The sequence below is a fragment of the Moorena sp. SIO3I6 genome, from assembly GCF_010672095.1.
Window position 1 is genome coordinate 1 of the sequence record NZ_JAAHHU010000764.1, and the last position, 2,270, is coordinate 2,270.

A 2,270-nucleotide genomic window follows, 5' to 3' on the forward strand; every position below is an offset into this window, starting at 1 on the left:
GAATAGTAAGATTGTGAGACAAACAAGGCAACCCAATTGGGCAACCCTTTGCAATACAGAACGCTAGTATTACGAGTCTCAGTTGCAGTCCTGACGGTAAGGTGATTGCCAGTGGTAGTAGCAACGGAATAGTAAGATTTTGGGACATACAAGGCAACCTAATTGGCCAACCTTTTCCAGCACAGAAAGCTGGAGTCACAAGTATCAGTTTTAGCCCTGATGGTCAAACAATTGCCACTGCCACTCTAGATGGAGCTTTCATACTCTGGAATCTTCAAGGTCAGAAACTTCTAACTATTGAGAAATTTGGTGCCACAATCAATAGCGTTAGCTTTAGTCCTGATGGTCAGACAATTGCCACTGGTAGTTTAGACGGAACTGTTAAGCTCTGGAGTCAGGAAGGTCAGGAACTCCAAATCTTGCGAGGTGGTAATAGAGAAATTACAAGTATTAGCTTCAGTCCCGATGGGAAAATTTTAGCTACCGCCAGCAGAGACTTGACCGTCAGACTCTGGAACGTTGAGGACTATAATTCCAAAACTCAAACCCTATTTGGGCATGAGGCGGCGGTTGATAGTGTCAGCTTTAGTCCCGACGGTAACTTAATTGCCAGTGCTAGCTTTGATGGAACTGTTAAGCTTTGGAAACGAGACGGTAGACTAGTCAGGACATTAGAAGGACATCAAGGTGCAGTCATAAGTCTTAGTTTTAGCCCTGATGAGAAATTCCTTGCCAGTGCTGGTAGAGATGGAACTGTCAAACTTTGGAAACTAGACGGTACATTAGTCAAAACCTTAGAAGGAAATCAAAATTCAGTCATAAGTTTTAGTTTCAGCCCTGATGGAAAATTCCTTGCCAGTGCTAGTTTAGACGGAACGATAAGACTATGGAGTTTGGACGGTCAACTAATCAAAACTATTTATGCCTATAAAGGTGATGTTTACAGCGTTAGTTTCAGCCCTGACGGAAAAACTCTTGCTATTGCTGGTAGATATAGAAGTGTAAAATTCTGGGATGTGAAGACAGGAGTGGAAATCCGCACCCTTCTAGGATACGATAACACCCCCCAAGGATACTACTACGATAACTGGGTCGATAGCATCAGTTTCAGTCCAGAAGGAAAAACTCTTGCTACTGCTGATCGATATGGAACCGTAAAACTCTGGGATGTGAAGACAGGAATGGAAATCCGCACCCTTCTAGGACATAGTGGTGCAGTCACTAGCCTCAGTTTTAGCCCCGACGGTACCATACTTGCCAGTGGTATAAGTGACGGGACAGTCAAACTCTGGTCTAAAGACGGTAAAGTACTCCAAACCCTCCAGAGTAGTGGTGCTGCCATCAACAGTGTTAGCTTCAGCCCTGATGGCAAGACTCTTGCTACTGCTAGTCAGGATAAAACTGTAATCTTGTGGAATATCGATCTAGCTCTAAGTAGTCTAGATGAGCTACTGCGACGTGGTTGCAATTGGGCTGGGGATTATCTGAAGAATAACCCGAATGTAAGTGAACGCGATCGCACTCTTTGTGAAGGCATCAACTAAAAAGTGATTAATCCGTTGGTGGGCAGTGCTTACTAAGGCTATTGGCAACCACATGAATCTCTCCAAAGCACTGCCCACCCTACATGAATTTTGGTCACGCTTCTATGGTGGGCAGTGCCTCTGAGGGGGTGACATGAGCCCTGAAAAGCTTACTATATAAGGCTTTGATGCCAATTCTCTCAGGAAAGATAAACTCCCAAATTGACCCTTCTTTGATTTTCTGGACGCTCAAACCATTATAACATAGTCCAAGGTCAGCCCAAAACAGCATGTATCTTTTTGTAACAGATGGGCTGAATATCTTACGCAGTAAGGATTTTAGCTTGCATGTCACCCCCCCAGGCAGTGCCTACTAAGGCTATTGGCAATCACATCAATCTGTCGAAAGCACTGCCCACCCTACATGAACTGAAGAATAACCCGAATGTAAGTGAACGCGATCGCACTCTTTGTGAAGGCATCAACTAAAACGCGATCGCACTACGGCCAAACGCGATCGCACTCCCCTCCTCGGACACTTCTCTTTCCCTACAGAAGCCCCAGATTCTGATTAGACTTAAAACCAGGAAAGATTTGGGCTAAATTGGAGTTTCCAATCTCCATATGTTCCCTGAGCACAGGCATCAGCACCTCACGAAAATCCGTAGTTACTGCTAAGTCCCGTTGTTCATACAACTGGGATTCCGCCAAGCCGGGCCATTCTCCATAGACCTTACCACCGCGAAC

3 protein-coding genes and 1 pseudogene are annotated in these 2,270 nt (G+C 45.1%); 2 read left to right on the forward strand and 2 right to left on the reverse strand.

Annotation, left to right across the window (positions count from 1 at the left end):
• Positions 1-68: 68 nt before the first annotated feature.
• A complete protein-coding gene (locus tag F6K49_RS42435; protein ID WP_293107410.1) occupies positions 69-1,544 on the forward strand; it encodes a WD40 repeat domain-containing protein in 1,476 nt (491 codons plus the stop codon).
• A gap of 94 nt (positions 1,545-1,638) precedes the next feature.
• Here the strand turns inward: F6K49_RS42435 and F6K49_RS42440 are convergent, their stop codons facing one another.
• Positions 1,639-1,815, reverse strand: coding sequence for a hypothetical protein (locus F6K49_RS42440; protein WP_293107403.1), 177 nt, complete (start codon positions 1,813-1,815; stop codon positions 1,639-1,641).
• A 56-nt stretch (positions 1,816-1,871) separates the two neighbouring features.
• On the opposite strand from F6K49_RS42440, the gene F6K49_RS42445 reads away from it, so the two are divergent.
• Positions 1,872-2,012 (forward strand): hypothetical protein, encoded by a 141-nt coding sequence (locus F6K49_RS42445; RefSeq protein WP_293107407.1) that lies wholly within the window; start codon positions 1,872-1,874, stop codon positions 2,010-2,012.
• Positions 2,013-2,072: 60 nt separating this feature from the next.
• Here F6K49_RS42445 and F6K49_RS42450 read toward each other — a convergent pair.
• Positions 2,073-2,270: pseudogene (locus F6K49_RS42450) on the reverse strand (hypothetical protein); the annotation flags it as partial.

Bases quoted from the DNA above. Each gene is read 5' to 3' on its own strand.
- F6K49_RS42445 (WP_293107407.1), top strand. From the start codon at position 1,872: ATGTCACCCCCCCAGGCAGTGCCTACTAAGGCTATTGGCAATCACATC.
- F6K49_RS42440 (WP_293107403.1), bottom strand. From the start codon at position 1,815: ATGCTGTTTTGGGCTGACCTTGGACTATGTTATAATGGTTTGAGCGTC.